This is a genomic window from Lentzea guizhouensis (genome assembly GCF_001701025.1).
Taxonomy (GTDB): domain Bacteria; phylum Actinomycetota; class Actinomycetes; order Mycobacteriales; family Pseudonocardiaceae; genus Lentzea; species Lentzea guizhouensis.
Window position 1 is genome coordinate 3,649,827 of sequence record NZ_CP016793.1, and the last position, 23,865, is coordinate 3,673,691.

Sequence of the window (23,865 nt, forward strand, 5' to 3'; positions counted from 1 at the left end):
TAGCTCCGCACCCCGACAATCTTCAGGCGGTGCAGTTCACCGAGCCCTGCCGCAGCGCGTGGCTGTTGGTGTTGTCGTCATCCGCCCACAACACGACCTTCTTGCCCTTGACGCAGCTCGGCGAGATCGCAAACCCCTCCAGGTTCACGTTCGGCAGCTTGGCCGGCCGGTCGTACGTCGCCGTCACCTTGAACCGCCCGTCCCTGACCGCGAGCGTCGTCGACCGGCCACCGCAGTTGTCGTCGCACGTCGCCCACAGCCGGTTGCCCTCGAACTCCAGGTCCATGACCTGCGGCTGCCCACTCGCGAACTCCGCGACGAGCGTCGCCCGCCCCTCCTGCAGCGCGTACAGGAAGATCCCGCCGGTCGCCTCCAGCCCGACCGCGAACAACCCGCCGCCGTGCCCCGGGTAGTCCGCCGGGTCGTAGAGCTTCCCGTTGTCGCCCTTGAAGTTCTGCCCGGTCAGGAACGCGTCGGGCACCCACGCGATCGCCTCGGGCCCGTCGTTGGGATCGACCGGCGGCAGGCCCGGCAGCTCCCACTCCGCGGCCGCGCTGCTCCCGCCCCCGACCTTCAACACCACGGGCGCGCTCACGTCACCGTCGTCGTTGTCGCGCTCGACCACCACGAACACCCCGTCCGGCGTGCTCACAACCCCTTCGGCATCGGGCTCACCCTGCCCGTCGCGGAACCTGAGCGACTGCTTGCGGTCCACCTTCCACGTGCTGCCGTTCGGCACGAGCCGGTAGAGCGCCGACGGCCCGTTCTGCACGGCCCACACGACGTCCGGGCTCTCGAACGACACCCCGCTCAGGTTCTTGCCGAAGACGTTCGTGCCGTCCGCCGTCCTGGTGCCCGAGTCGCCGGGCCACGTCGAGGCCGCCTGCGCCGGACTGCACGCCAGCCCCAGCACGAACACGGTGAACACGCCAACTGCTTTGATGCGCAACGCAACGCCCCTTCTCCACGAGGCGCGATCGCACCTCGCACGGGTTGGCGGCGTGCGCCCAGTGGAGCAGAGGTACCCGTCCGGCGCTACTTCGAAGCCTTCGCGGCAGCCTTCGCCGCCTTCTTGAAGTCGCGCACCTCCAGCAACGACTTCTGGTCCGTCACGTCCGCCACACTGCGCCTGCTGCCCTCGTCGCCGTAGTGCCCGGCCGCCTTGCGCCACCCGTCCGGCGTGACGCCGACCTGCTTGCCGAGCAACGCCAGGAAGATCTTCGCCTTCTGGTCCCCGAACCCCGGCAACGCCTTGAGCCGCTTGAACACCGTCGCCCCGTCACCGTCGGACCAGATGCGCGTCACGTCACCGTCGTACTCGGCGACCACGTACTGGGCGAGCGCCTGCACCCGCTTGCCCATCGAGCCGGGGAAGCGGTGCACGGCGGGCGGGGTCGCCATGACGGCGGCGAACTCGTCGGGGCTGGCCTCGGCGATGCGGTGCACGTCAAGACTGCCCATCCGGTCAGCGATGACCTTGGGCCCGGAGAACGCCTTCTCCATCGGGATTTGTTGATCTAGCAACATGCCGAGGAGCAGTGCGAACCGGTCGGACGCGAGCAGTGCGTCGGCGTCGGGGTTCTGCGCGAGGCACAACGTGCGGGTCATGGCGGCAATGCTCGCACGAGCGGCCCGTGCCGGCTCGGCAGGGATTCGGCCCATCGTATAGGCCCGAACGAAGAGGCTTGACCGCTCGTCGCTGAAATGAGTACGTACGCCGCAGTGGCAATCCGTAGTGGGACGCTCACGCCACTCTGAGGGCAGGGGCGGAAAAGGCCGTTCCCATTCCATCATCAGGGGAATCAGAACGAGGGGGCGCTGGGTGGGCGGGGGATTGTTCCTCTTGGTTTCGTGACGGGTGAGAACCAGGTCGACGGGAAGGTGCAGGGGCAGGTCGTGCAGGCCGGGTCCATCCAGGGTGGGGTGCACCTGCACGGGTTGGCGCAGGTCGTGCCGGTTCCGCGGCAGCTGCCGGCGGCGCCGTTCGTGTGCGTGGGGAGGGAGCGGGAGCTGCGGTTGCTGGCTTCGGCGATGGACGAGGCGTCGGCGAAAGGTGGGGCGGTGGTTGTTTCCGCGTTGTCTGGTGCGGGTGGAATCGGGAAGACCTGGCTGGCTTTGTACTGGGCGCATCAGAATGTGGACAAATTTCCGGACGGGCAGTTGTTCGTCGATCTGCGCGGGCGTGATGCGAGTGGGGAGCCGATGTCGGTGAACACGGCTGTGCGCGGGTTCATCGACGCGTTCGGGATCGCGGCTGATCGGATACCGGTGGACGTTGGTGCGCAGGTCGGGCTTTACCGGAGTTTGGTGGCGGACAGGAGGATGTTGATCCTGCTCGACAACGCGCGGGACACCACGCACGCGGCGCAGTTGTTGCCGGGCAGTCCGTCGTGCGTGGTGGTCGTGACGAGCCGGGATCGGCTGGCCGGGCTGGTGCGCAGTCACGGTGCGCGGTCCGTGACGCTGGACCTGTTGTCCGACGGGGAGGCGTACGAGCTGCTCAGCACGCTCATCGGGCGGCAGCGGGTCGAGGCGGAGCCGCAGGCGGCGAGTGGGTTGATCGCGTGCTGTGCCGGGTTGCCGCTGGCGTTGAGCATCGTGGCGAGCCGGGCGACGGCGCACCCGTCGTTCCCGTTGGCGGCGCTGGTCGAGGAGCTGGAGCTGACCAGGTTGGCCGCGCTCGACGACGGGGACGGCGCGGTGAGCCTGACCGCGGTGTTGTCGTGGTCGTACGCCGCGTTGTCGGTGCAGGAGGCGATGGTGTTCCGGATGCTCGGGGTGGCGGGCAGTGCGGACGTCAGCCTCGGTGCGGTGGCCGCGATGGCGCAGTTGCCCGCTGCGGAGGCGGCGCGGGTTCTTCGTGCGCTGGAACGGGTTTCGCTGGTGCACGAGCACATCCCCGGCCGCTACCGGATGCACGACCTGGTGCTGCTCTACGCGGAGGACCTGGCGCGGCAGGACGAGCAGCGTCAGGAGGCGGTGCGGCGGCTGGTGTCGTTCTACCTGCACACCGCGCACAACGGTGACGTGCTGCTCGACCCCGACGGCCAGGCGGTGTCGCTGGCGCCGCCGCGGTGTGAGCCGCTCACGTTCGGCTCGCAGGCCGACGCGCTCGAGTGGTTCGACATCGAGCACCAGAACGTCCTTGCGGCGCAACAGGTGGCGGAGGGTGACGCGGTCTGGCAGCTCGCCTGGGCGCTGCACGCCTACCACTGGTGGCGCGGGCACCTGCACGACGACCTGAAGGCGTGGCGCACCGCGGCGCCGGCGGCGAACGACCTGTCGGCGAGGGTGCTCGTGCACCAGATGCTGGGGTTCTCGTACTCGCGGCTGCGGCAGTACGCCGAGGCGTTCGACCAGCTGGACCGGGCGCTGGCGCTGACGGCCGAGCTGGGGGACCCGCACCGGCAGGGACCGGTGCACCACGCCACCGCGCGGGCGGCCGGTGAGCAGGGCGACTTCGACCGCGCGCTGCACCACGCGGTCGAAGCCCTGCAGTGCTACCGGCAGGCGGGCCTGCCGATGCGCGAGGCGTGGGCGTTGATCATGGTCGGTACGTTCGCGGGCAAGCTGGGGGACCACGAGCTGGCGCACTCGTCGGCGGACAAGGCGTTGGCGCTGTTCGAGAAACACGAGTACGCGCCGGGCAAGGCCGCCGCCCTCGGTGCGCTCGGCACGTTGCTCGCGTCCATCGGCGACTACGGATGTGCCATGGCGTACCACGAAACCGCGCTGACGATCAGACGCGAGCTCGGCAACAGCTACGGCGAGGCCGACACGCTGGCGCAGCTCGGCGCGACCTACGGCGCGATGGGACGCGTGGCGTGGTCGCGGTCGTGCTGGAGTGCGGCGCTGGCGCTCTACCGGTCGCAGAACCGGGTGGCCGACGTCGAGAAGGCGTTGCGCGAGCTGGATCTGCTCGAAGGCCGTTAGGCTCCGGCGACCCGGACCTCGGAGACCACCTGGCGCACCAGCACCCGCAGTGCGTCGCGGTCGACCGTGGCCGGGTCGTCGGCCAGCCACTCGCCGATCTCGCGCACGAACTGCTCCGGCGTCATCGGCGGCACCTCGAAGTCGAGGTCGTCGTCGCAGGTGACCTCACCCGCACGGCTCGGGTAGACGATCAGCGCGCCGCGGATCTCCAGCGACGGCAACAGTTCCTGGAACCGTTCGATGCCTTCGAGCAGCTGCGTGCCGCCGCCGCGGAACGGGTGGCCGTTGCGCCACAGCTCGCCGTCCTCGTCGCAGTAGTAGTGGCCGGGCAGCCACGACTTCGACTCGATCAGCACGAGCCGGTGCCCGCACAGCAGCGCGTGGTCGACGTCGGTGAACACCGAGCCCGGCCACGCGAGCCCGTGGAAGATGCGCACCCCTGGTAGCTGGGTCAGGTACTCGGTCAGCAGACCGGCTGTCAGCCGTTCGCGTCTGTTTTCACCCGGACGGCCGAAAATCGTGTTCCCGTCGTACTCCCCGGCGAACGCCCGTTCGGCCCTGGCGAGCGCCAGATAGCGGCGGGCGAGTCGGAACGCCCCGTAACCGGCGGCGGCCACGAGCGGCAACCAGACGGCGAGCAGCAGCGGTGACACCGGCAGCGCCAACGGGATGAGCAGGACGAACCACCCGCCGATCGCGGCCGCCGCCGGGGCGTGCCCGAGGCCGGTCACGGGCACGTAGCGGACCCGCTGACCGAGGTCGATGCGGTTCCACCAGTCCATCGAGCCGAGGTCGACCCGCGGCCTCGGCGCGGTGTAGCTCGGGTCGTCGCCGAAGTCGCGCAACCGCCCCGTCCGGCCTGTTCGACGAGGTCGCGGGCGTGCCGGCGGGCGGACGACGGGCGAGGGCGGCGCGGCCGGACGGTCGTAGTCCGCTCGGCGGACGGGGTCCTTGAGCGTCTCGTAGGCCTCCTGGAGCAGCCGGAAGCCGCCCGAGGTCCCACCCGCGTCGGGGTGCATGACCTTGGCGAGTGACCGGTAGGCCGACTTGATCTCCGCGGCGCTGGCACCGCGGCTCACACCGAGCAACTCGTAGTAGTCGATCCCTGGCACGACACCGTCCAGTCCGAGGTTGTTGCGGGAACCTTATTGGGTCCAACACTTTCGCAGGGCATACGGTCGGCAGTTCACGGACTAGTGTGGTCGTACGCAGTGCGAAGGGGCCTGTAGCGCAGTGGTTGACGCGCCCTCCCACAGGGGAGGGAGAACGCCGGTTCGAATCCGGCCGGTCCCGCTCACTTGGGGAACCCGTGTCCGCGGAAAGCACCCCGCCACCTCGTTCGGACCGTGCCTGTTCCCGGTCCGACGGTTGACGGCAGTGGTCTGGACCACTTAGCGTGAAGGAGCGCCGCCGCGCCTGTCACCCATCGAGGAGACCGCTATGTTCAGGCGCAGAATCATCGCGGCGGCAGCAGCTCTCTTGACGGCAGCGACCCTCGCGGCACCGGCCTCGCAGGCCGCGCCCCGACCGGAGCCCCAGGCCGACATCGGCATCCAGGCGATCACGAACCGCGTCGTCGGCTACTTCGTCCAGTGGGGCGTCTACCAGCGCAACTACCACGTGAAGAACATCCGCACGTCCGGCTCGTCGAGCAAGCTCACGCACATCAACTACGCGTTCGGCAACGTCAGCGGCGGCAAGTGCACGCTCGGCGACGCCTACGCCGACTACGACAAGCACTACGACGCTGCGTCCTCTGTGGACGGTACGTCGGACACCTGGGACGCGGGTGCGTTGCGCGGCAACTTCAACCAGCTGCGCAAGCTCAAGAAGCTGCACCCGAACCTCAAGGTCCTGTTCTCGTTCGGCGGCTGGACCTGGTCCGGCGGCTTCCCGGCGGCAGCGGCGAGCCCGAGCGCGGCGGCGGCGTTCGCGGACTCCTGCTACAAGCTGGTCGAGGACCCGCGCTGGGCCGACGTGTTCGACGGCATCGACATCGACTGGGAGTACCCCAACGCGTGCGGGCTGACCTGTGACACCAGCGGGTTCAACTCGTTCAAGACGCTGATGCAGGCCGTGCGGACCCGGTTCGGCGCGGGCAACCTGGTCACCGCGGCGATCACCGCCGACGCCTCCACCGGCGGCAAGATCGACAAGGCCGACTACGCGGGCGCCGCGCAGTACGTGGACTGGTACAACCCGATGACGTACGACTTCTTCGGCGCGTGGGCCGCACAGGGCCCGACGGCACCGCACTCGCCGTTGACGAGCTACGCCGGCATCCCGCAGCAGGGCTTCACCACCGAAGCGGCGATCCAGAAGCTCAGGAGCAAGGGCATCCCGGCGAACAAGATGCTGCTGGGCCTCGGTTTCTACGGCCGCGGCTGGACCGGCGTCACCCAGGCGGCACCCGGCGGCACGGCCACCGGCGCCGCACCCGGCACGTACGAGGCGGGCATCGAGGACTACAAGGTGCTCAAGTCGCGTTGTCCGGCCAACGGAACCGTCGCCGGCACCGCGTACGCCAAGTGCGGCAGCCAGTGGTGGAGCTACGACACCCCGGCCACGGTCCGCAGCAAGATCTCGTGGGCGAGCGGCCAGAACATGGGTGGGGTGTTCTTCTGGGAGCTCTCCGGCGACACCACCAACGGCGAGCTGATCAGCGCCGTCCGCGCCGGTATCGGCTGACAGACCCACTGGGGAAGGCGGCGCAGGATGTCCGGGTCGACGCACCCGAACACCTGCGCCGCCTGCCCCGAAAACCCCGGTCGCGCAACTCGACGCTTCGAGTTGCCGACCAGACCGACCTGACGCAGTCTTCCGCGCATGGCGACCTGTGACGTCTGTGGCAACGAGTACTGGATGGCCTTCGAGGTGCGCACCGTCGGCGGCGGCGTGCACACGTTCGACAGCTTCGAGTGCGCGATCCAGCGCCTCGCCCCGCGCTGCGAGCACTGCGACTGCCGGGTGATCGGGCACGGCGTGGAGGTGGAGGGCCGGTTCTTCTGCTGCGCCCACTGCGCGCGCTCGGCGTCCTCCGACCTCGGGGCGCAGATCCGCGACACCGTCGGCGCCCACCCCGGCTAGGAGGCACCTGTTCCGGGTTGAGCGCATCTGAGTCGGTGCCACGATCGGTTCCTCTCACTTCGGCGCAGGTGGACGGGTTCTCCACTTGGCCGACTACGTTGAGGGGCATGGACTTCGAACGACCGTTGGTCCACCGGGTCAACAAGTGGGTCGTTGGGCTGCGCAACGCACCGCTCGTCGGCAAGCTCGTGCGCAAGGGGATCACCGTCGCGTCCTACACGGGACGGCGTTCCGGCCGAACCTTCAGCACCCCCGTTGGCTATCGGCGCCAAGGGGACGTCGTGCTGATCAGGGTGGCGTACCCGGACGACAAGACGTGGTGGCGCAACTTCAGCGGCGAGGGCGGCCCGCTGACCCTTGAGCTCGATGGCGCGCAACGGACCGGAAACGCGACATCGCACCGTGACGACAAGGGTCGCGTCACGGTGCGAGTGCAGCTCTAGTGGCGTGGCTCGGAACGTTGCCGGGGAATTCGCGGTCAGACGGCCGCGAGGTGGCCTGCTGAGCGTGAATTCCCCGCCCACGTTACGAGTCGCGCCACTACAACCCCTACGCGGCAAGCGAAGCCAGTCGGCGCGGCTCCAGGAAGGCGGCCAGCAGGTACGCGCTGCCACCCAGGACGGCCAGCACGCCGAAGAAGCCGGCACCGGGGACGAACAGCGCCGCCGACGCGACCAGTGCGAGCCACGTGCCCAGGTTGTAGTGCAGGGAGTTGCGGCGCACGGCGCCCTCGGCGAGGTAGATCAGGCCGACCACGATCGTGGAGCCGGCGGGCCACAGCACGGTCTGCAGCTCCGGTCGGTCGAACACCGTGGTCAGGCCGGTGATGGCGAGGGCGAGTGCGGCGAACCCGATGACCCAGGCGGTGCCGACGAGCTTCTCGGCGCGGCGCCGGTCGGGGGTGGCGGCGCGCTGGGCCCGCAGGGAGGCGATCGTGGCGAGGACGGTGCCGGCGACCAGGCCCGCGGCGAGGAAGGCGATCGGCAGCCACGGAGGCAGGACGACGATCGGGTCCGTGCCCTTGGACAACGCCGCGGAACCGTGGCCGAGGACGTAGGCGGTGGCGAAGCCCAGGTAGGCGGCGCGGTTGTCGACCTCGGCGGCGGGGGCGACGGTGGCGGTGCGGGTCAGGGTGGCGTTCATGGCGGGGACCTCCTGGCGTCAGATGAGTGAGGTGATCAGGCGTGGTGCGAGGGTGGTGAACTGCGACGAGCGGCTGACGGAGGCGCGCTGGTCGGCGAGGCCGTGCAGGCCCAGCCACAACGTCAGGGCGCGGTCGGGGTCGGCGAGGACGCGGGTGAAGAGCCGCAGTGCCGGTTCGGAGAGGTCGGCGCACCGAACATCACGCGGTAGCGGCGCGGGTGGGCGGCGGCGAAGTCCAGGTAGGCGATGCCTGCCGCGTAGGCGTCGGCCGCGGCGAGAACGGCGGCCTCGAGCTCGTGGAAGGACTCGTCGCACACGGCCAGCAAGATCGCGGCCGAGGTGGGGAAGTGCTGGTAGATCGCTGAGGTGGGGACGTGCGCGGCACGGGACACGGCGCGCAGCGTCACCGGGTGTTCCCGGTCGACCAGCGCGGTCGCTGCCGCCACGATGGCCCGGCGGCAGTCGGACCTGCTCACGGCCCTGGGACGATGACGACCTTGCCCAGAACGGTGCGGGACTCGGCCAGCTTCAGCGCGGCGGAAGCCTCGGTCAGCGGGACCCGTGCGGCGATCTGCGGCGTCAGCACGCCCTTGCCCACCAGCCGGAGCACCTGCGTGAGGTCCTCGGCGAGGCGAGCGCGGAACGTCTCGGTGCGGAACCGCTTGCCCGCCCAGAAGTTGTAGAAGCCCGCGCGCTTGCCGTTGGGCAGCGCGTTCCACACCATCAGCCGCGCGAACAGCTTGAGCACCGCCACCGTGCCGTTGCCCGGCTCGTCCTTCGTCGCGGCGGAGCCGTAGTTGACCAGCGCGCCACCACGGCGCAGCAGCTTCCACGACTCCTGCAGGCCCGCGCCGCCGACGTGGTCGAACACCGCGTCGACACCCTCGGGGGCGAGTTCGCGGATGCGGTCGTACATGTCCGGGTCGCGGTAGTCGATCACCTCGGCGGCACCGAGCGCGCGCACCGCGTCGTGATGACGAGCGGACGCCGTGCCGATCACCTTGATGCCGGCGTGCCTGGCCAGCTGCACCAGCGTCGAGCCCACGCCGCCGTTCGCGCCGAGCACCACGATCGTGTCGCCGCGCTTCACCTTGGCGGTGCGGTACATCATCTGCCACGCCGTGACGCCGTTGACCAGGACCGTCTCGGCGGCGGCGGGGTCGATGCCGTCCGGCACCGGCACGAGGTCGGCCGCGGCGACGGCCAGGTGGCTCGCCCAGCTGCCGACCTTGGTGACGGCGGCGAACCGGCGGCCCTTCATCAGCGGGTCGACCCCGGCGCCGACCGCGACCACCGTGCCGACCACGTCGTAACCGGGCACGAACGGGAACGCCGGCTGGTCGTAGTACTTGCCCAGGCGCATCTGCTGCTCGGCGAACGAGACCCCGGTGGCCTCCATCCGCAGCACCGCCTGTCCCTGCGCCGGCGCCGGCAGCTCGCGGACCTGCACGTGCAGGCCGTCCGGCTCGACCACACCGGGCAGGACGATCTCGGTGGCGCGGGTGGTGGCGGTGGTGGCGTTCATCGTGCTCGCTCCTTCAGGTCGTTGTGCTTACGGCCATAAGCTAACGGCCGTAAGGGAATGGGCGCAAGGCCTAACGACCATAAACTTTCAGGTGTATGGTTACGAGCGTGACGAACACGGAGTCCGCAGCCCCCGCACGCAGGCGAAACCGTCGCGGCGAGGGGGGGAAACTGCGCGAAGAGATCATCGCGGCGGCAGTGGCCCTGCTCGACGAGGGCGGCGACGAACGCGCGGTCACCCTGCGCTCGGTCGCGCGCAAGGCGGGCATCGCGGCCCCGTCCATCTACGCGCACTTCGCGGACCAGCCCTCGATCATGCTGGCCGTGGTGCAACAGGAGATGGCCGTCCTGACCGCCGCCCTGCGCGAAGCCGACGCCGCCGCGGACCGGAACGGGCGCTCACGGCTCTTCGCGGTGTGCAACGCCTACCTGGACTTCGCCCGGCAGCACCCGCAGCGCTACCGGATCATGTTCGGTGGCCTGTGGACGCCGTCGGTGGAGGACACCTCGATCACCGACGCCGACCTCGAGTCGTTGGGCGTGGAGGCGTTCACCCTGCTCGTCGAGGTGCTCGGCGCGTGCATCGAGGAGGGGGTCGCGCATGCGAGCGACGACCTCTACGGCGACTCGGTGGCGTTGTGGCTCGGGCTGCACGGGCTGGCGCACCAGCGGGCGGTGGTGCGGAAGATGCCGGGGCCGGAGGACGTGGCGGAGCGCCTGATCAAGGCGCTCGCGCACTTGAAGTAACGGACTACGGGGCCTCGAAGAGCGTCGACACCGACTCGCCGACGTTGATCCGCCTCATCGCCTCCGCCAGCGCCGGCGCGATCGACAGCACCTGCAGCTTCGGCACCTTCTTGTCCTCCGGGATCGGCACGGTGTTCGTCGCGACGATCTCCAGCACGTCGTCGAACGCCTGCAACCGGTCCAGCGCCCCGGCGGAGAACAACCCGTGCGTGCACGCCACCCGGATCGAGCCGGCACCGCGTTCGCGCAGCTTGTCCAGCAGCTCGATCACGGTGGAGCCCTTGGCGATCTCGTCGTCGAGCACGATCACGTCGCGGCCGGCCACGTCGCCGATCACCGTCGAGATCTGCACCTTGTCGTCAGCGAAGCGCTGCTTGGCGCCGGCGGCGACCGGGACGCCGAGGATGCGGGCGAAGTGCGCTGCCTCCTTGGCGTTGCCGAGGTCGGGGGAGACGACGACGGTGTTCGTGAGGTCGTGCTGGGAGAAGTGCGCGGCCAGTTCACGCAGGGCGTGCAGGTGGTCGACGGGGACGGAGAAGAAGCCGTGCACCTGCGGGGAGTGCAGTGTCATGGCGAGCACGCGAGAGGCACCCGCGGCGACCATCAGGTCGGCGACCAGGCGGCCGCCGATCGAGATGCGCGGTGCGTCCTTCTTGTCCGAGCGGGCGTAGGCGTAGTGCGGGAGGACGACGGTGGTGCGCGCGGCGGAGGCGCCGCGGGCGGCGTCGAGCATCAGGAGCAGCTCGACCAGGTGTTCCTGGACCGGCGGCACGAGCGGTTGGATCAGGAACACGTCCCGTTCACGGCAGTTCGCCTGCAACTGCACTTCGAGGCAGTCGTTGGCGAACCGCGTGACACGGCTGGGCGAGAGGTCGACGCCGAGATGGCGGCAGATCTCGGCAGCGAGCTCTGGATGGGCGGAACCGGTGAAGACAGCGATGTCGCGCACGTGCGCAAACCCTAGTCGACGACCAGCACCAGCTTGCCGTCCTGGAAGAACGGGGTGAGGTTGCCGCGTGTGTCGACCGTGTGGGTGCCACGCGGCAGCACAGCTTCTATCGCCGTGAACGCGAGGATGTCCGACACACCATGACGACCGCGCAACGACCGTTGGCCTTGGAAACGCAGAGCGCGCCCCTCGCGCCGGTACTGGTGTGCCTCAGCAGCAGTGGAAGCACCTGCTCGCAATGTTTCCGGGCCCACCAGACGTCCTGACGACGCGCCGCGCACGGCGACACCGAAGCCCTGTTGGACCAGCATGTTCACCACCGCGTCGGACGGGGGTACCGGTACGAGGAAGGACATCGCGTAGTGGCTGTCGACCTGGTGCACCACGACCGTGCGCGCGGTCGTCAATATCGTGTCGTGCAGCTCCAGCGCGATCTTCTCCGCTTCCCAGCGGTTTTCGTAACCGGCGTCGATGCCGATGAAGGTGCTGGTCACCTGACCTCCACGAAGATCGGGTTGGTGTAGCACCACAGGTCCTCCCACGGGTTCGCGGCTCCCGGAGTGTCCGCCTGCGGTTCGAACGCGCCGCGGTTGCCGTCGGTTCCACGCAGTCTGAGGTAGAAGGGCTCCCGGACGTTGCGGAACGTGTGCGTGAAGACCGCATAGTGCCAGCGCGGCTCGAAGGACCGCTCGACGTTCACATGTGGCGTGGACAACGTTTCAGAAGTCGTGCGACCGGTGACCGCGCCCTTGACGAGGTCCAGCCTACGCAATCGGGGGATGAACCCGGCGCTGTTCGGGCGAGTTGCCAGACGCACCTTGACCAGCACCGTCACGTCCGAACCGCGGCGTACGCGGAGCCGTTCGCCCAGGCCGGCCGCGCCACCGGTGCCGTAGATCGCGAACCGCAGGTCGTCGACCAGGCCGCCGTGCGAGACCCACGCCCGGCCGGCCCGCAGTCCCTCCATCACCGCACCACGCGTGCGCCGGGTCGCGCCGACCACGGTCCGTGAAAATTCACAGGGGAAGAAGTCGACATAAGGCGGCAGGACCTGGGGCGGTCCGGTGTCGACCGGGTCGAGGTGCTTGCCGGTGACGTCGAACTGGTTCCCCGGCTCTGGCACGCGGACGATCGTGTCGCGCGAGTTGAAGTGCGAGTCGGAGTTCGACGTGATCCACCAGCCGAGGCCCTCGGCGAGCAGCGAGTCCCACACGCCGCCGAGCTTCGCGGTCATCCAGTCGAAACCGCCGTAGGTCCGGTAGGCCTCGGGCGGGTAGGCCGCGTAGGAGTTCGAACCGGGGCTGTTCGCATACCCACCGCGGTACCCGCCGGGTCCGCGCACCGGGTCGCCGTCGCCCTGCGCACCCGGTGCGCCCTCCATGCCGACAACGATGTCCGGCGCCAGGTCGCGCATGTTCCGCAGCTCGTGCGGCGCCACCCGGCCGTTGCGCAGCGGGTGGTTCACGAACACCAGCGCCGACTTCATCGTGCCGTTGCGGATCTTGGTCTGGATCCACCGGATCGCGTCGAGGGCCTTGCGCTCATTCGCCGGGCTGGACGCCTCGGCGCCGTTGAGCCGCCAGTCGAACTGCCGCTCGAAGTCGCGCAGCACCCCGGCCTCGTCGCGGCAGTCCTCGAAGAACAACGTCGCGTGCTCGGCACCCGGAACGTTCCACTCCATGCCGTGCCACAACAACAACTGCGGGAACTTCCGCTGTGCGCGCTTGATGTCCGCGGCCGTCGCCTCGACCGAATGCGCCTCGTGCGCCGCATGGCCGTGGTCCGTGATCACCAGCCAGTCCGTGCCGTGCCGCAACGCACCGCGGATCTGCTGCTCGATCGTGTACATGCCGTCGTAGGAGTACTGCGTGTGCGCGTGGTGGTCGCCGGAAAGCCAGTGGTAGCGCGGGGAAGCGGCCGCGCGCCCGGTGCCCAGCGCTCCCGCCACGCCGAGCGCACCCGCTCCCTGCAGGAACCGTCTGCGGGCCACTTCGGACATGGCTGATCCTCCACACGACTGGTCGGGGTCCGTGGAGGTTAGACCGTTCGGGTGAGGCGGAGATGGCCGCCGGATGGACTGCCGGCGAACATCAAATCGGCAGCAGGTCGAGCCAGTCCAGGAACGGCAACGCGCCCGTGGCCTGCAACGCGGCCAGCCCCAGCCACACCGACAGGATCGTCACGACCGGCCCGACGATCGCCATCTCGACCACGCCACCGGTCTTCATCCGCATGATCTTCGGCGGTGCCACCGGGTACCAGGTCTTGCCCATGATCGGCACCGGCCACAGGATCGGGCACCCCTGCTCGGTGATCGCATCACCGATGTAGTGCGCGAAGCACCCGACGCCGACCGCGATCCCGGCCGCCGCCGCGGACGCGCTCGTCTGCGAGGTCCACGCGATCATCGCCCACGTGATCCCCGCGGACACCACCGTGATCAGCAACGCGTCCTGCTTGGGGCACCAGTCGTTCATGATGCCGCGCACCGCGAGACCGGCGAACACGAACATGAGGACCGGTAACGCCCACTTCTGGCTGTTCTGCACGACCGCGGTGGTGAACACGGCCGCGAACAACGCGAAGACGAGCGTGTGGGTGAGCCCGCGGTGCCCGCCGTCCCGCTTGGAGTCCTTCTTCGTCCGCGTGGTCCGGTAGACGAAGCTGCTGAGCATGTTGATGCCGGCGGACAGGCCACCGCTCAACGCGCCGAACGTGCGGGAGATGGTCGAACCGGGGTGGTCGAGGTCGGGCAGCAACGCCGCTCCGGTCGCCAGCACGGCACCCACGGCCCAGCTCTGCGGGCTCAGCTGGCCGATCGGGTGAGCGGAAGCGAACGCGGTGACGGCGGACCAGGCAAGCAAGCCGCTCATCGCATGTGTTGGCCCAGTCGACACTTACGCCCCTTCTCAAGATCACCCGACCGTGTTGACAGTAGTCGTAGCTATGACGCCTTCAGGGCCTGACTCGTTGACTCGGGGCGAGGGGACTAACGTTCGAACCAGTGGCGCAGTGCTCGAAGCGCCGGCCGAATCGATGTAACCAGGGTCGCAGGCACAGGGCGGCGGTTTACCAGTACGCTTGTCTTGCTTGCATCGTCGCGAGAGGAGCGCCCGGAGTTATGGGCAAGATCAAGGTTCAGGGCACCGTCGTCGAGCTCGACGGCGACGAGATGACCCGGATCATCTGGCAGTTCATCAAGGACAAGCTGATCCACCCGTACCTGGACGTCACCCTTGAGTACTACGACCTGGGCATCGAGCACCGGGACGCGACCGACGACCAGGTCACGATCGACGCCGCCAACGCCATCAAGAAGCACGGCGTCGGCGTCAAGTGCGCCACGATCACGCCGGACGAGGCGCGGGTCGAGGAGTTCGGCCTGAAGAAGATGTGGGTCTCGCCGAACGGCACGATCCGCAACATCCTCGGCGGTGTCGTCTTCCGCGAGCCGATCATCATCTCGAACGTGCCGCGCCTGGTCCCGGGCTGGACGAAGCCGATCATCATCGGCCGTCACGCCCACGGCGACCAGTACAAGGCCACCAACTTCAAGGTGCCCGGCGCCGGCAAGCTCACGATCACGTTCCAGCCGGAGGACGGCTCGGACCCGATCGAGCACGTCGTCACCGAGTTCCCGGCGGAGGGCGGTGTGGCGATGGGCATGTACAACTACAACAAGTCCATCGAGGACTTCGCCCGCGCCTCGTTCTCCTACGGCCTGCAGCGGGGCTACCCCGTCTACATGTCCACGAAGAATACGATCCTGAAGGCCTACGACGGCCAGTTCAAGGACATCTTCGAGCGCGTGTTCAACGAGGAGTTCAAGGCGGAGTTCGACGCCAAGGGCCTCACCTACGAGCACCGCCTCATCGACGACATGGTCGCCGCTGCCATGAAGTGGGAGGGCGGCTACGTCTGGGCGTGCAAGAACTACGACGGTGACGTCCAGTCCGACACGGTCGCGCAGGGCTTCGGCTCGCTCGGCCTGATGACGTCGGTCCTGATGACGCCGGACGGCAAGACCGTCGAGGCCGAGGCCGCCCACGGCACCGTGACGCGCCACTTCCGCCAGCACCAGGCCGGCAAGCCCACCTCCACGAACCCGATCGCCTCGATCTTCGCGTGGACCCGTGGCCTGATGCACCGCGGCAAGCTGGACGGCACGCCTGAGGTGATCCGCTTCGCCGAGGCGCTGGAGTCGGTCGTCATCGAGACGGTCGAGGCCGGTCAGATGACCAAGGACCTGGCCCTGCTGATCAGCAAGGACCAGGAGTGGCTGACCACCGAGGACTTCCTCGCCGCGCTGGACGAGAACCTCAAGAAGAAGATGGCGTCGTTCTGACGTCCGCCTGACTCGCCAGTTCCGCAGAAGGCCACCCCGGTCACACCGGGGTGGCCTTTCTCGTTGCGCGTCACCCGGTCGGTTCCTCTTGCGGGTGGTTGCCGCGCTTGGCCGTCCGCAGGGGACCTCCAGCCGCTATATCTGCAGATGGAAGGCAGTGCGGCGGTTGGAGGCGGCGATGCTGGGTGTTCCGGTCAGGGGCATGATCGTGATGGGTGTGCTCGGGGTCGCCGGGGTGATGTTCGTCGCGAACGGCGGCAAGCCCATGGGCAGCGACAAGGGCGAGCAGGTGTGCAAGGTGACGGTGACCGCGGACATCCTCAACGTCCGCTCAGGTCCCGGCGACATGCAGCCGATCGTCTCCACCATGCCGCGCGACGCCGTGACCGAGGCGGCCGACCGGGTCGAGAACGGCTACCGCATGCTGGGCTACCGGCGCTGGGTGAGCACCCAGTTCGTGGCGCTGACGAGCGACTCCACCTGCGGGTGAGGCCCCGCGTTCCCGCTTCGCCGCAGGTCCGCCCTGTGGCAAACTTGAGGTCATGCTGCGCAACGTGTTCCGGTGGGGCCGGGCCAAGGCCATGACCCAGTGCACCTGCACGCCGGAGTGGCAGGGCCTCTACACCGAGATGGACGGCCAACGCCAGCTCGCACTGCCCCGCGACGAGATGGCCACCCTCGTCGGCTACCTCGACCTGCGCGCCCACTGCGCGGGCTGCGGCGCCGAGTACCCCCACGCCTGGGGCCTGGCCTCTCAGTAGGCTCACCGCTCGTGCTCACGGTTTCCACGATCAACGTCAACGGCCTGCGCGCTGCCGCCAAGAAGGGCTACCTCTCGTGGCTCGCGTCCTCCTCCGCGGACGTCGTGTGCCTGCAGGAGGTCCGCGCCGAACCCTCCGAACTGCCCGCCGAGGTCCACTCCCCACCCGGCTGGCACGGCGTCTACGCCCACTCGTCCCTCAAGGGCCGCGCCGGCGTAGCCATCCTCTCGCGCGTAGAACCGTCATCGGTCCGTGTGGGCTTCGGCGCCTCCGAGTTCGAGTCGAGCGGCCGCTACGTGGAAATCGAACTGCCCGACGTGGTCGTCGGCTCGCTGTACCTGCCCTCCGGCGACGTGGGCACCGAGAAGCAGGACGAGAAGGACCGCTTCATGGCCGCCTTCCTGCCGTACCTGGTGTCGTTGCGCGAAAAGGCCGCCGTCTCCGGCCGCGAGGTGCTGGTGTGCGGTGACTGGAACATCGCGCACCGCGCCGAGGACCTGAAGGCCTGGAAGACCAACCAGAAGTCGTCCGGCTTCCTGCCTTACGAGCGGGAGTGGATGTCGTCGGTGTTCTCATCGGGCTACACGGACGTGATGCGCGCGCTGCACCCCGATGCTGTCGGGCCGTACTCGTGGTGGTCGTACCGCGGGAAGGCGTTCGACAACGACTCGGGTTGGAGGATCGACCTGGTTGTCACAACGGATCGCATCGCACAGACCGCCACCTCAGCAGTCGTAGAGCGTGCAGCCTCCTACCAGGAACGATGGTCAGATCATGCGCCTGTGACGGTCACGTTCGACTGGCCCAAGCCGTAAGGGGCGGACATGGTTCCTGTGTGGGTGACTCTCGCGGTGGCCGGAGTTGGCGTGTTCGGCACCCTCATGGGCGCGGCCGTGACTCAGATCTTCACCAACCGGCGTGAGGCAGCAAGAGATCACCTCAAGTGGGAGCAAGAGAGGTACACGCGGGAGCTGGAAACACGGTCGACGGCGCTCTCTGCGGCCATATCAGCCATCAGCCGCTGGTACATGACCATGCACTCGTTCAACACCTATCTGAACTTCCAGGAACTTTCCCGTCCGATCACATCAGACCTAGATGAACTTGCAAGGCAGGCCAGGGACTCCCTCGCATCCGTCCAACTCCACTGTTCGGCACAAGCGGCGGACACCACGTTGAAGGCTATCCAGGCCCTAGAGCAGATGGCGTACGAGCTACAGGACGCATTCCAAGACTCAATCAACGACGGCACGCATTACGGCGCAGGCATCGACGTAACCCGGTTTGAGCAGGCCGTAGGTCGTCTACGCGACATCTACCATGTTGAACTGGCCGAACTGACTGCGTGGTCCACGTGGGAGCGAGTAGAGACCCGTCTTCGTGCGGCCAAGGTCGTGTCGGAGCGGAGCAAGCCAGACCTTCAAGAAATCCTGGAGACTCTGAAGGAAAGCGGCGCTGAACCTGTTGCTCAGCAAAGGGGAACTCGTAGTTGGCTGCGCCTGCCATGGCGTAGGACTGCTACACCAGCGACTCAACTAGACGTAGACGATCATCCGTCCGAGTAGACGGCATCCGTGACGCGTATATACGCACCGGTCAGGAAGCGGAGGGGGAGGGGTTACCTCCCCCAGGGTCAATCACAGGCGCGTCTAAATGCACTGTACGCCTCCCTGTGTCCTTAACTCAGTCCTCCCCTAGTTGCCCACTGTCAAGCGTGCACACGCACGCTCACAGCCTCTCTCAGGGGTCAGTACATGGAATGTGATTACGTACTATTACCTGCATTCCTGTGCTTATCCTCTGCAATTACTGCTGTCTTCCACAGATTCACGGCGTCCACCACGCCCAGCAAAGCGGATAGCTCTGCATGGGAAGCGTCTGTGTCCTTTCGTAGAGCAATAGCCACTTGCATGGCCAGGTTCTTGCGCAGTCCAGAGCAGCGCAGGTAATCGTCTGCCTTGGCGAAACCTGGGCACGTCTTCCTCCTGCATGGCGTCTTCCCGGTCATTGCTTGGTCCTTTCTCGGCTTTGCGTGGTCGCGCTTAGGTTCATGCGGATCAGGTGATGATGCTTGCTCCTTAACTTCACGTCATAGACGTACTCACGCGCCTCACGAACGGTTCGGGGTTCATCTGGGGAATGACCAGGGGGCATCCATTCAGGCCGCTTCTGCGGCATGCTTGCAGGGGACATTGAGTGCTCCTTTCTGGAGTGAGGTAGGGGTAGGCTCTGCGCATGGCAGACGATGAAAAGAAGCTCACCTTTACTGCGGTGAGGCAGGACAGAAATACGAGAGAGACGCCCAGTTGGCGTTTTGAAGTCAGGCCCGGTTGCTATGTGACATTGTTCGATGACGGGCGTACTCGGTTTCTGATGAACGAGACAGACGAGTACGAGGTGAAACCCAAGAACGCAGACGCCCGTTATCCGGGAACGAAGATGATCGAGCACAAGCCCAAGGGAGATGGTGTCTGACGGCGGGAGACGGGAGGCTGACGACGGGAACGGCATTCCCGTCGTGGCCTATTTATGCAGGTCAACGGAGGGAATGTCTTGGGGGGGGGGGGGGGGGGGGGGGGGGGCTCCCAACTTCCCTTCATCGCAGTTCCTTTCGAAAAACGTTCCCGTCGTTCCCTTCGTCAACTTTGTAGCCTATTTAGGCAGGGTCATGACCCCGCTGTCAGAGAACGGGTCAGACAGTCGCCATTCGCTGTCCCCCGTGGCTGCTGGGTACTCCCACAACGTGGCTGGGTTCCTGCCTTCCGTCTTCTCTGTGGTCTCCACCCATCCGTTAGCCGTGAGGCGATTACGAGCCGTCTTGGCGTCTACACCCAGCTCGCTAGCCACGTTCTTAGCAGTGAGCTTGTGCCCCCGACTTTCCAATAGGAATTGATCAGGGCTGTAACCGCTGTTCGACTCGATAGAATGTGCCTGGTTGCAGGGTCCTGGACAATCTGACGAGCTGGGAGCCTCACGTCACGACCGGTTGCACTGAACTTTCGGACAGCATCAAACGAGTCTCCCGACTTTGTGTAGTTCCATAGGGCTGTAGGCCAGTCCATAAAGGCGGAGGAACCCCTAGACCTACCAGCGTTCTCATGGCCTGAGTGGTGCGTCATGACAATTGCCTTGCAACGGTAAGACTTTCGATGACTACCTGGCCGACGCGATGCTGAGATCGGCGGTCGAGCGCCAGTTCGAGATCATCGGTGAGGCGTTGAACAACCTGTCGAAGGTTGACCCGGAGCTTGCCGCCTTGGTACCCGACCTGGCTCGGATCGTCGCGTTTCGCAACATTTTGATCCACGGCTACGCCAGCGTGGACGACGCTCTTGTGTGGCAGGTGCTCGCTGAGAAACGGCCACGGCTCGAAGAGCACCTTCGCCAACTGCTCGCTGGCCTGAGCTGAACGACGGTCCCGGCAGCACGCCTCGTCCCGCACCGCCGCACGGCCCCTCACCGAGTCCGCCAACCGCCCCAGTCCGCCCAGCCTTTATCGCTCCTGTCGCCCCCGCGACCGCTCGATTTCACCCACCCGCTCCCCGAATATGAACACGATTCACCATCGATGAATCGGGGGCGGGCACATGGGTTTCAACCGGCGCAACTTCCTGCTGGCGATGGGCGTGGGCGCGGCGGGCGTCCCGTTGCTCCACCCGCAAGCGATGGCAAGCACTGCGGGCACCACGCTCGAGACGACGGCGACCCCGGTCGGCGCCAGCGGCTACCGCAGGCTGACGGCCGGTCCGGGGTGGCCGACGGTCATCCGCGCCGACCTGGTCGCGGCGAAACCGAACCGGGAAGCCCGGCGTCAGGCGCTCGCCAGCTTCGTGCAGTTCAGCGACATGCACATCTGCGACGCCCAGAGCCCGCTGCGGTTCGAGTACCTGCACCCGATCATGGGCTCCAGCGCGCACCGGCCCCAGGAGACGCTCACCGCGCAGGGCTCGACGGCGCTCGTCAAGCGGGTCAACGCGGTCAAGCACGGGCCGTTGACCGGGCGGAAGTTCGACTTCCTCATGACGACCGTCAACTGAGATGAAGACGTAACCAACCTTGACGCTTCGTGGAAGCGGCAGGCACGGCGTGAAAGTCAAGTGCACCAACGGTTTGAGGGTGCGGCGGTCACTCTAGCGCCAACTACGCGCGATGATCGTCCTCTGCTCCGCCTGGGGCACCATCAGACGCTGGTTCCTCGACTGATGGCTTGAGCACGTCCGACTCTGCGAGATAGAGACGCCCGAGATCAATGAGCAATACTCCAAGTTCACGAAAGTACTCCGCTCGCTCTGAGTCGGGAACCAGACTGCACGTGCGTACCGTGTGCAACGTGAGCGCATCACTGAACTCGGGATGAGACTTCGCGACTTCACGCGACAGCCGCATTAGCGAAGCGCGCAACAGGTCTTCGGTTAGAACTTCCGCAGCCACGACGGCGGCCTTTCTTCAATTCGAGCGCCCCAAGGGTTCCCTTGGGGCGCTGGTGGATCGCTTGCCGACTGGTTGCTGTCCAGCGCCTGAACCCTGGTCAGGGCTGAACCCAAGGACGTACATCGAATTCAGGCGGCTCGCGGGGCTCCTGCTGTTGCTGGAGAGATCTTTGTCGCAACTGGTGCAGCAGTTCGTCTCGCTCCTCATTGGTCAAGGCGAGCCACTTTTCTGCCATCGTGTGTGTGAACACGCCTTGAGGTGTTAGCTCGTATTGACGGGGGACCAGTTCGTTTGTCACGCTACGTCTTCCTTCGATTACTCAGGTGTGTAGACATGCGTCCCCACCAGTCGTAGTAATCTCCGATGATCCATGTCCACACGCCGACCGCGATAAGGCCGACGATTACGGTTATCGCCGTCACGGAATCCCTTAGGGGAAGGTTTTTGTCAGTAGTTGTCGTATGGGCGCCATTGAATGCATCTCGGGCGCTTGCGCGTTTGTATCCACTCGATCATCGCCGCGCGAGCATCGGTGATTGGTATCGATGCTGTGCGCGGAAATACTGCGCCGGTCTCCCCGTTGAATAGAAGACTGACCTCAGGCAGTGGCCGCGCTGGGTTGTATGAGTTGGCAATCACCATTTCCGGATCGTCATGATCCATGTAGTTGAGTGCTGCAAGCCCCGCTGAGGGGCTGACGCTGACCCGTAGTTGATGGTCCGGTTGCGGGCCTTCCTTGGTACTGCGAAACTCGGCGTCCCCAACGAACATCGTCGTTTCCCACTTGGCGTGGTTTGTGCGCAGTACCTCATCGACCAATTGCTTAGATTGCTCAAGCCCGTTCGCAACTCGAACAATTCCAGTCGTGAGCACGGCCGTCACGATCATGCGTTCCCGCTGACTTTCGGGTGCCACCTTCGTAGATAAGAGTGGAAATGCGCTAACGGACTTCTTTCGCCTCTACCGTCGAACCTTGTCCGGCTGATGTCTATACCTGGATCTGCATGGCCCATGCAGATCCAGGTATAACGCCTGGTAAGCGGGCGCGAAGCCTCGATCGGCGCAACCCGATGGTGTCGCCTGCGGTGCGTATGTACGCTGGTCAGAGGCAGCGCATCCGCCGCAGACGCCTGACGGGGGAAGACACGAGATGACGACACCTGTCCCACAAGGTGGAAGCACTGGAGAAGCCCGTCGTTGTCAGGGTTGCGATGACAGGCTTCCTTCGGCCAACTCGGCGAATCTCTGCGCTCGCTGCCACAGAGATCAGCGTGACCAGCTTCGGACGCCGCCTGCCCAGTTGCGGCATGAGTTCTTTGAGACGGACGAGTTTCGCGCCGCGTTCGCGGAGCAGCACATCGGCCACGTATTCAAGGCCTACCGAAATCACCCGCGTCATTTGACGCTTTACGGTCGGGCGCTTACACAAGAACTACTTGCACGATGGTTGAACCTGACGCAGTCGAAGCTTAGTCGTATCGAGAACGGCCCAGCTGAGACAAATCTTTTCTGGCTTCAAAACTGGGCGCGAACTCTGCATCTTCCTCAACATCTTCTGTGGTTCGATCTTCCTGGGCAAAGTCGGCTTACTCCGCCTGTTTCGTCTGGTCGAGACGCGGCAGGGCTGATTGACGCTGATACGCACAACCAGATACTGATTGCGAACACTGGTATAGACACCGCAGAGCTAGTGCAGCGTGTCCGTGCATCAGCAATTGATCAGCCGACAATTGATGCCTTGAGTATCACCGTAGAGCAGATGTGTTGTGACTACTCACATGCCGACGCGCGAGAACTCATGCGTAAGGGTCAGGCGTGGTTGAGAAAGGTCACGGAGCTGCTGGGTAAACAGTTGACCCTGCCTCAACACCGCGAGGTACTGCATAATGCGGGCCTGCTCGCGCTACTGGTTGGTTGTTTGGAATATGACCTTGGTGACCAGAAAGCCGCTCAGGCTACCCGAAAAATGGCGTTGCAACTTGGTACCGAGTCGGGTGATGCCTCGATTGTAGGTTGGGCACACGAAATGCTGGCCTGGTTCAACCTGACGGCAGGGAACTACAGGGCAGTCATTCCCCTTGCGCAAGCAGGGATCATCGCTGCCCCGTCGCAGTCTGTCGCTGTGCAACTTTATGGACAGCAGGCCAAAGCCTACGCCCGCATGGGAATGGCGAATGAGGTCTATGAAGTATTGCAGCGTGGTAGTGAATTGTTGGGCGACCTGCCGTATCCAGAACGACCCGACAATCACTTCGTGGTAGACCCTGACAAGTTCGATTTCTACGCGATGGATACATACCGGATCGTTGGGCGCGACGATCTGGCCAAGCGAAACGCCGAGGAAGTGATCCGGCGCAGTGTGAACGCAGATGGCTTTGTTGTTTCGCCGATGCGTAGCACAGAAGCTCAACTCACTTTGGCTGTCGTGGCGGCGCGAGCAGGCGACATTGAAGAGGCCGCAGCGATGGGCGTAAAAGCCTTGGGGCACGGCCGTCAAAGTCGTCCTTCGCTTCTGATGGTCGCGTCAGAGTTGGACGACGAGCTAAGCGCGTACGGCGCACGCGCGGGCGCTGACTTCCGGGACTTGTTCAAACTGGTTAAAGAAACCAAGGGTCAGCCTAGCGCTAGTGGTGACTGACAGCCCGCTGATCAACATGTCAGTGATGAATATCCGTACGCCTGCTTAGTCAAACTCGGAATGTTGCCCCTGCGCGCACCCTGCCTGACCAGGCATATGCTGCCACGCCATATCGATATCTAGATCTAGGCATAGAGTTCGTCGTTGTGTTCCGGCGTACTTGATGCAGCGGCCCGCAAAACCGCGAGTCGCACATCAAGTAAGGAAACACAATCATGAATTTGTCGCGTACAAACCTGCTTTCTATCAGGCAAGTGGCGTGGTTGACCGGTGGCAGCGTGGCGAGCGTGTGCCGCGCTATCCGTGT

At 66.0% G+C, this 23,865-nt stretch carries 25 protein-coding genes, 1 tRNA gene and 1 pseudogene; 15 read left to right on the plus strand and 12 right to left on the minus strand.

All coding sequences use genetic code 11. The features are described 5' to 3' along the window. Positions 1-22: 22 nt before the first annotated feature. Both BBK82_RS18335 and BBK82_RS18340 read right to left on the minus strand, forming a co-directional pair. Entirely contained in the window at positions 23-928 is a 906-nt protein-coding gene (locus BBK82_RS18335) for an SdiA-regulated/phytase-like domain-containing protein (protein ID WP_237048246.1), read from the minus strand. Between the two features lie 107 nt (positions 929-1,035). After that, entirely contained in the window at positions 1,036-1,608 is a 573-nt protein-coding gene (locus BBK82_RS18340; RefSeq protein ID WP_065916087.1) for an HhH-GPD-type base excision DNA repair protein, read from the minus strand. Between the two features lie 243 nt (positions 1,609-1,851). On the opposite strand from BBK82_RS18340, the gene BBK82_RS56010 reads away from it, so the two are divergent. Next, positions 1,852-3,933 carry an ATP-binding protein gene (locus BBK82_RS56010; protein WP_083268022.1) on the plus strand — a complete coding sequence of 694 codons (2,082 nt, stop codon included), beginning with the start codon at positions 1,852-1,854 and terminating at the stop codon, positions 3,931-3,933. Here the strand turns inward: BBK82_RS56010 and BBK82_RS18350 are convergent. Then, positions 3,930-5,045 carry a J domain-containing protein gene (locus tag BBK82_RS18350; RefSeq protein WP_065916089.1) on the minus strand — a complete coding sequence of 372 codons (1,116 nt, stop codon included), beginning with the start codon at positions 5,043-5,045 and terminating at the stop codon, positions 3,930-3,932. The genes BBK82_RS56010 and BBK82_RS18350 overlap by 4 nt on opposite strands. Positions 5,046-5,151: 106 nt before the next feature. On the opposite strand from BBK82_RS18350, the gene BBK82_RS50315 reads away from it, so the two are divergent. From BBK82_RS50315 to BBK82_RS18365, 4 genes are all read left to right on the plus strand, one after another. Continuing rightward, positions 5,152-5,226 (plus strand) — tRNA-OTHER (locus BBK82_RS50315). A 147-nt stretch (positions 5,227-5,373) separates the two neighbouring features. Further along, positions 5,374-6,621 carry a glycoside hydrolase family 18 protein gene (locus BBK82_RS18355; RefSeq protein ID WP_065916090.1) on the plus strand — a complete coding sequence of 416 codons (1,248 nt, stop codon included), beginning with the start codon at positions 5,374-5,376 and terminating at the stop codon, positions 6,619-6,621. Positions 6,622-6,759: 138 nt separating this feature from the next. Then, complete coding sequence (locus tag BBK82_RS18360; RefSeq protein ID WP_065916091.1) at positions 6,760-7,020, plus strand: Prokaryotic metallothionein; 261 nt, start codon at positions 6,760-6,762, stop codon at positions 7,018-7,020. A gap of 107 nt (positions 7,021-7,127) precedes the next feature. Further along, positions 7,128-7,463 (plus strand): nitroreductase/quinone reductase family protein, encoded by a 336-nt coding sequence (locus tag BBK82_RS18365; RefSeq protein ID WP_065916092.1) that lies wholly within the window; start codon positions 7,128-7,130, stop codon positions 7,461-7,463. Positions 7,464-7,569: 106 nt separating this feature from the next. On the opposite strand, the gene BBK82_RS18370 is transcribed toward BBK82_RS18365, so the two are convergent. From BBK82_RS18370 to BBK82_RS18380, 3 genes are all read right to left on the minus strand, one after another. Beyond that, positions 7,570-8,163, minus strand: a complete 594-nt coding sequence (locus BBK82_RS18370) for an ABC transporter permease (protein WP_065916093.1) — start codon at positions 8,161-8,163, stop codon at positions 7,570-7,572. Between the two features lie 122 nt (positions 8,164-8,285). Beyond that, the gene (locus BBK82_RS18375) at positions 8,286-8,639 is read right to left on the minus strand and encodes a TetR/AcrR family transcriptional regulator (protein ID WP_065916094.1); all 354 of its coding nucleotides are present in this window, start codon (positions 8,637-8,639) and stop codon (positions 8,286-8,288) included. Then, a complete protein-coding gene (locus tag BBK82_RS18380) occupies positions 8,636-9,688 on the minus strand; it encodes a medium chain dehydrogenase/reductase family protein (protein ID WP_065916095.1) in 1,053 nt (350 codons plus the stop codon). Before BBK82_RS18380 ends, BBK82_RS18375 begins: the two co-directional genes overlap by 4 nt. Positions 9,689-9,795: 107 nt before the next feature. On the opposite strand from BBK82_RS18380, the gene BBK82_RS18385 reads away from it, so the two are divergent. Next, positions 9,796-10,434, plus strand: a complete 639-nt coding sequence (locus BBK82_RS18385) for a TetR/AcrR family transcriptional regulator (RefSeq protein WP_218920629.1) — start codon at positions 9,796-9,798, stop codon at positions 10,432-10,434. A gap of 4 nt (positions 10,435-10,438) precedes the next feature. Here the strand turns inward: BBK82_RS18385 and BBK82_RS18390 are convergent, their stop codons facing one another. The 5 genes and pseudogenes from BBK82_RS18390 to BBK82_RS57210 all read right to left on the minus strand — a co-directional run. Beyond that, a complete protein-coding gene (locus BBK82_RS18390; RefSeq protein WP_065916097.1) occupies positions 10,439-11,383 on the minus strand; it encodes a ribose-phosphate diphosphokinase in 945 nt (314 codons plus the stop codon). Between the two features lie 11 nt (positions 11,384-11,394). After that, entirely contained in the window at positions 11,395-11,877 is a 483-nt protein-coding gene (locus BBK82_RS18395; protein WP_237048247.1) for a hypothetical protein, read from the minus strand. Next, positions 11,874-13,382 (minus strand): PHP domain-containing protein, encoded by a 1,509-nt coding sequence (locus BBK82_RS18400; RefSeq protein WP_065916098.1) that lies wholly within the window; start codon positions 13,380-13,382, stop codon positions 11,874-11,876. Before BBK82_RS18400 ends, BBK82_RS18395 begins: the two co-directional genes overlap by 4 nt. Positions 13,383-13,473: 91 nt before the next feature. Further along, on the minus strand, positions 13,474-13,896 hold the full coding sequence (locus BBK82_RS57205) for a metal-dependent hydrolase (protein WP_472368448.1): 423 nt from the start codon (positions 13,894-13,896) through the stop codon (positions 13,474-13,476). Positions 13,897-13,905: 9 nt separating this feature from the next. After that, positions 13,906-14,256, minus strand: a pseudogene (locus tag BBK82_RS57210) (metal-dependent hydrolase); the annotation flags it as partial. A 248-nt stretch (positions 14,257-14,504) separates the two neighbouring features. On the opposite strand from BBK82_RS57210, the gene BBK82_RS18410 reads away from it, so the two are divergent. From BBK82_RS18410 to BBK82_RS18435, 8 genes are all read left to right on the plus strand, one after another. Then, positions 14,505-15,728 carry an NADP-dependent isocitrate dehydrogenase gene (locus BBK82_RS18410; protein ID WP_065916100.1) on the plus strand — a complete coding sequence of 408 codons (1,224 nt, stop codon included), beginning with the start codon at positions 14,505-14,507 and terminating at the stop codon, positions 15,726-15,728. 178 nt (positions 15,729-15,906) lie between these two features. Then, a complete protein-coding gene (locus BBK82_RS18415; protein ID WP_065921167.1) occupies positions 15,907-16,218 on the plus strand; it encodes an SH3 domain-containing protein in 312 nt (103 codons plus the stop codon). A 52-nt stretch (positions 16,219-16,270) separates the two neighbouring features. Further along, entirely contained in the window at positions 16,271-16,489 is a 219-nt protein-coding gene (locus tag BBK82_RS18420) for a hypothetical protein (protein ID WP_065916101.1), read from the plus strand. 11 nt (positions 16,490-16,500) lie between these two features. Then, positions 16,501-17,304, plus strand: coding sequence for an exodeoxyribonuclease III (locus BBK82_RS18425; RefSeq protein WP_065916102.1), 804 nt, complete (start codon positions 16,501-16,503; stop codon positions 17,302-17,304). Positions 17,305-17,355: 51 nt separating this feature from the next. Then, complete coding sequence (locus BBK82_RS50320) at positions 17,356-18,054, plus strand: hypothetical protein (protein WP_154697373.1); 699 nt, start codon at positions 17,356-17,358, stop codon at positions 18,052-18,054. Between the two features lie 670 nt (positions 18,055-18,724). Continuing rightward, positions 18,725-18,964 carry a hypothetical protein gene (locus BBK82_RS50325; RefSeq protein WP_154697374.1) on the plus strand — a complete coding sequence of 80 codons (240 nt, stop codon included), beginning with the start codon at positions 18,725-18,727 and terminating at the stop codon, positions 18,962-18,964. A gap of 649 nt (positions 18,965-19,613) precedes the next feature. Further along, positions 19,614-19,898 (plus strand): HepT-like ribonuclease domain-containing protein, encoded by a 285-nt coding sequence (locus BBK82_RS18430; protein WP_065916103.1) that lies wholly within the window; start codon positions 19,614-19,616, stop codon positions 19,896-19,898. A 178-nt stretch (positions 19,899-20,076) separates the two neighbouring features. After that, positions 20,077-20,526: a metallophosphoesterase family protein gene (locus tag BBK82_RS18435; RefSeq protein ID WP_065916104.1), complete on the plus strand. Its 450-nt coding sequence runs from the start codon at positions 20,077-20,079 to the stop codon at positions 20,524-20,526. An 841-nt stretch (positions 20,527-21,367) separates the two neighbouring features. On the opposite strand, the gene BBK82_RS47580 is transcribed toward BBK82_RS18435, so the two are convergent. Beyond that, positions 21,368-21,802, minus strand: coding sequence for an Imm1 family immunity protein (locus BBK82_RS47580; RefSeq protein WP_218920630.1), 435 nt, complete (start codon positions 21,800-21,802; stop codon positions 21,368-21,370). Positions 21,803-22,070: 268 nt separating this feature from the next. On the opposite strand from BBK82_RS47580, the gene BBK82_RS50330 reads away from it, so the two are divergent. After that, complete coding sequence (locus BBK82_RS50330; RefSeq protein ID WP_154697376.1) at positions 22,071-23,558, plus strand: helix-turn-helix domain-containing protein; 1,488 nt, start codon at positions 22,071-22,073, stop codon at positions 23,556-23,558. The last annotated feature ends 307 nt before the right edge of the window (positions 23,559-23,865 follow it).